Source organism: Rhodosalinus sp., assembly GCF_041685465.1.
Lineage (GTDB): Bacteria > Pseudomonadota > Alphaproteobacteria > Rhodobacterales > Rhodobacteraceae > Rhodosalinus.
This window is the reverse complement of sequence record NZ_JAWLFS010000263.1, coordinates 1-3,861: the sequence shown is the minus strand read 5'-3', so window position 1 is coordinate 3,861 and position 3,861 is coordinate 1. Positions and strand designations below refer to the sequence as shown.

General features: G+C 70.2%; 4 protein-coding genes. All 4 read right to left on the bottom strand.

The features are described 5' to 3' along the window. On the bottom strand, nt 1-564 hold a 564-nt coding region (locus tag ACESL7_RS13985; protein ID WP_372893919.1), incomplete at its 3' end, for a hypothetical protein. Nucleotides 565-599: 35 nt separating this feature from the next. Continuing rightward, nucleotides 600-1,352 (bottom strand): PEP-utilizing enzyme, encoded by a 753-nt coding sequence (locus tag ACESL7_RS13980; RefSeq protein ID WP_372893918.1) that lies wholly within the window; start codon nt 1,350-1,352, stop codon nt 600-602. Between the two features lie 107 nt (nt 1,353-1,459). After that, nucleotides 1,460-2,974, bottom strand: a complete 1,515-nt coding sequence (locus tag ACESL7_RS13975) for a class I adenylate-forming enzyme family protein (RefSeq protein WP_372893917.1) — start codon at nt 2,972-2,974, stop codon at nt 1,460-1,462. Between the two features lie 271 nt (nt 2,975-3,245). After that, on the bottom strand, nt 3,246-3,861 hold a 616-nt coding region (locus ACESL7_RS13970), incomplete at its 5' end, for a thiolase family protein (protein WP_372893916.1).

The window sequence follows — 3,861 nt, the reverse complement described above, 5'->3', positions numbered from 1 at the left end:
GCCGTACTGCGAGACGGTGGCCATGAAGGACTGCGCCGCCTCGTGCAGCTCGTCGCCCTGTTCGCAGTCGTACATGTCGGCGTGGAACACCTGCAGCCGCCGCTCGGGCATCGCCTGGTTGCGGTGGCCGAACTCCTTGTTCGTGCGGTGGCCGTCGTTGCGGTGATAGGAGAGCTGGAACCGCTTCCAGAAATCCATCACGTAGATCAGGTCCTCGATGGCGTCGGTGGGGCGCAGCAGACCCATGTTGATCAGCCACTCGCGGCCCAGCAGGTAGAAGCCCGGCAGCGCCCAGCCCATCGCCGGGTTCTGGATCTTCATCCCCATGTTGCGGGCGCGGTCGCCCACCTCCTCGGCCGACATCCGCCCTTCGATCTTCCGCAGAAGCGAGGGATAGCGGTAGTAGGCCATCAGGTAGCTGAGCATCATGTAGGACGGGACCGGAAAGAGCTTGGACTCCTGCACCGTGCGGGTGACGCAGAGCCAGTAGGTCTCGTCCGTGGTGATCTGCATGAGATTGTTGGTCTCGAGCAGCTGGGCGTAATTGATCGTGGTGTTCGGCATGGTTTCCTCCCTGGGCCGGCGTTCCCCCGTGCGGTTCAGTCCGCCTTCTTCAGGCGCCAGACCCTGGCCGTGCGCTCGACGTTCTTCTGATAGTCCGCGGCCGTCTTGGGGTCGGCGGTGCATTCGATCATCACCGTGTCGCCCTCCTTGATGCCGCTGATCTTGGCGTTCATCAGGCAGGGCACGCCGTATTCGCGCGTCAGGATGCCCAGGTGCGAGCGCGTCGAGCCGCCCGCGCAGATCACGCCCTTGAACTGCTCGAGGATCGGCGCGGTCAGCGTGCCGCCGGAGTCGTCGATGACCGCGATGGTGTCCGGCGGCACGCCTGCCTCGAGATACTTCAGGACGAGCGTCGGCGACCGGATGTAGCGCGCGGTGCCTGTGCAGGCCTCCGGATAGCGGGCGACGTTATCGCCCTGCCCGCGCTGCTCGCGGCCCTCCGCGTCGGCGTCCGCGACGATGGCCTCCTCGTGCTCGAAGGAGAAGTCGGCGATGTCCGCCTCGCTGACCCCCTCCGCAGGCTTGTAGATCTCGGGACGCTCCTGGGGCGAGATCGCCGCCGACCAGTCGAACTTGTGACCGGCGTCCACGAGCAGCTTCTCGACCTGCGCCATGTCCTCGGCGGTGATCAGGTCGTAGGACGAATCGAACACGAACTTGTCCCAGGAGTGACCGGACTCGTCGAGTTTGCGGCGCACGATGTCCTTGATCGCGCCATGGAAGGCATCGACCGTTGGCGATGCCGAGTTGGACCCGAACTTGTCGGAATCCACGTAGAGCTTGGCCATGTTCTCCTCCCTCTGCCGGCTCTCCCCAGCCGATCTGCGGCCAGATTGGTGACTCGGCTTCCCTCTGTCAATCTTGATCTACAAAGTTGTAGAACAATTCTACCGGGTCATCCGGCGGGTTCGCCAAAGCGTGCGCGCAGGTCCGTCTTGAGCACCTTGCCGGCGCTGTTCTTCGGAAGGGCTTGCACGATCTCGTACCGCTTCGGCCGCTTGAACCGGGCGAGGCGCGAGAGGCAGAGCGCGTCCAGATCGTCAGGCGACGGCGCATGACCATCGGGCATGATCACCGCGCAGACCGTCTCACCCCATTCCGCGTCGGGCAGACCGATCACCGCCGCCTCGGCCACGTTCGGATGGCCGCGCAGCACCTCCTCCACCTCGCGGGCGTAGACGTTCATGCCGCCCGAGACGATCATGTCCTTCCTGCGGTCGAGCAGGTGCAGGAAGCCCTGCGCGTCCATGCGCCCCATGTCGCCGGTATGCAGCCAGCCGTGGCGCAGCGCCTCTGCCGTCGCCTCGGGGCGGTTCAGGTATCCGGACATGACGGTATCGCCGCGCACAAGCACCTCGCCGCTCTCGCCCGGGGGCACGGCACGGCCCTGCGCGTCCGCCACCCGCACGTCGATTCCGGTGCGCGCCCAGCCGACGCTGGTCAGCCGCTCCGCCGGGCCGTTGCGGTGCACCTCCCACAGCGTCGCCTTGTCGATCGCGGTGATCGTGCAGGGGCTCTCGCCCTGCCCGTAGCCGTTCCAGAGCCGCGGACCGAAGACGTCGAGGAAGAGGCGGATGTCCTCGGCATGGATCGGTCCCGCCCCGGTCAGGATCGTGCGCAGGCCGTCCAGCGGCGCCTCCCGCACCGGCCCGTCCGCCGCCATGCGGCGCAGAAGCACCGAGGGCGCGAAAAAGGTCAGGCTTTCCTCGCGCCGCAGGGTCGCGGCCATCTCTTCGGCATCGTAGCCGCCCGCCTCGGGCAGGATGTTGTTGGCCCCCTTGGCCACGAAGGACAGCGCGAAGAGCCCCGAGGCGTGGCTGGTCGCCGCCAGGTGCAGGAGCGCATCGCGCGGGCTCAGATGATCCACATCGGCCAGATAGGCCACCGCCATCGCGGTCAGGTTTCGGTGGCTGAGCATCGCGCCCTTGGGCCGGCCGGTCGTGCCGGAGGTGTAGAAGATCCAGGCAAGGTCCTCCGGCCCGGCGGCATGCCGCGGCAGCGGGTCGGCCTGCGCCAGCCGCGCGGCCTCGGCGCCGCCCTGCACCAGCACCGGGCAGGCGAGTTCCGCCGCGACCCCCTCGGCCAGATCCTCCGACACGAAACCCAGCGCCGCGCCGGCGTCCTGCCCGATGAAGCCGATCTCGGACGGGTGCAGCCGCGCGTTCGCGGGAACGGCGGCGAAGCCACCCCACCAGCAGGCGAACATCAGCGGCAGGTAGTCGGCGTTGTTGTGCATCGCCAGCAGCACGCGGTCGCCGGGCCGGAGCCCCGTCGCCGCCATGCCGCCCGCCAGCCGCGCCGCCCGCTCCGCGAACCCGGCATAGTCGAGCCGAACCGCGGCCCCCACCGAAACCGCTGGCCGGTCGCCCCAGCGCCGCGCCGCGGTGTCGAGCAGGAGAGCGAGGGTCATGCCGCGCTCCGGGCGGCATCGCCCCTGCGTCCGCCCCGCGCCGCGCGGGCCGCTCGTCCGCCCTTGCGGACGTCCTCGCGAGGAGGGCCGGAAGGCCCGACGAGCGCCTGCGAGGCGCCCCTCGCGACGCCGGCAGATGCCGCGCGCGCCCCGCGCAGAGGCGCGGTCCGGCCTCCCGGAAGCAGGGCGTGAGTCCCCGACGAGAGGCTGCCGGGCAATGGTGCCCGGGATGGCAAGAACACCCCGGGCAACGCCGCGGCCCGGCCCGCGCTCATGCCCGCTCCAGCAGCGCGATGGAGACGGCGGCCTCCTCGACCCCCATCAGCCCGCCGCCGTTCTCGGCCAGCGCGATGCGCGCGCCGTCCACCTGGCGCGGCCCGGCCTCGCCGCGCAGCTGCGTGACCAGTTCGTGGATCTGCGCCAGCCCCGTGGCGCCGATAGGATGGCCCCGCGATTCGAGCCCGCCCGAGGGGTTGAACGGGATGCGCCCGCCCAGCGCGGTCGCCCCGCTCTCCGCCAGCGGCCCGCCTCCGCCGATCCCGCAGAAGCCCAGAAGCTCGGTCTGCTGGATTTCGCCGAAGGCGGTGGCGTCGTGGCATTCGGCCACGTCCACGTCCCCGGGGCCCAGCCCCGCGGCCTCGTAGGCCGCGAGCGCCGTGCGGCGCGAGATATGCGCCTCCAGGTCGTCGGGCGCGCGCCGCCCGCCGTTGCCCAGCCGGATCGCGCGGACCTTGACGGCGCGCCCAAGCCCCAGTTCCCGCGCCTTGCGCGCGCTCACCACGACCGCCGCCGCCGCGCCATCGCTGATCGGCGAGCACATCGGCAGCGTCAGCGGCCAGGCGATCAGCCGCGCGTTCAGCACCTCGTCCACGGTGAAGGGCTTGCGA

Coding starts and splice junctions, on each gene's coding strand:
- ACESL7_RS13975 (WP_372893917.1), bottom strand. CDS start 2,974: ATGACCCTCGCTCTCCTGCTCGACACCGCGGCGCGGCGCTGGGGCGAC.
- ACESL7_RS13980 (WP_372893918.1), bottom strand. CDS start 1,352: ATGGCCAAGCTCTACGTGGATTCCGACAAGTTCGGGTCCAACTCGGCA.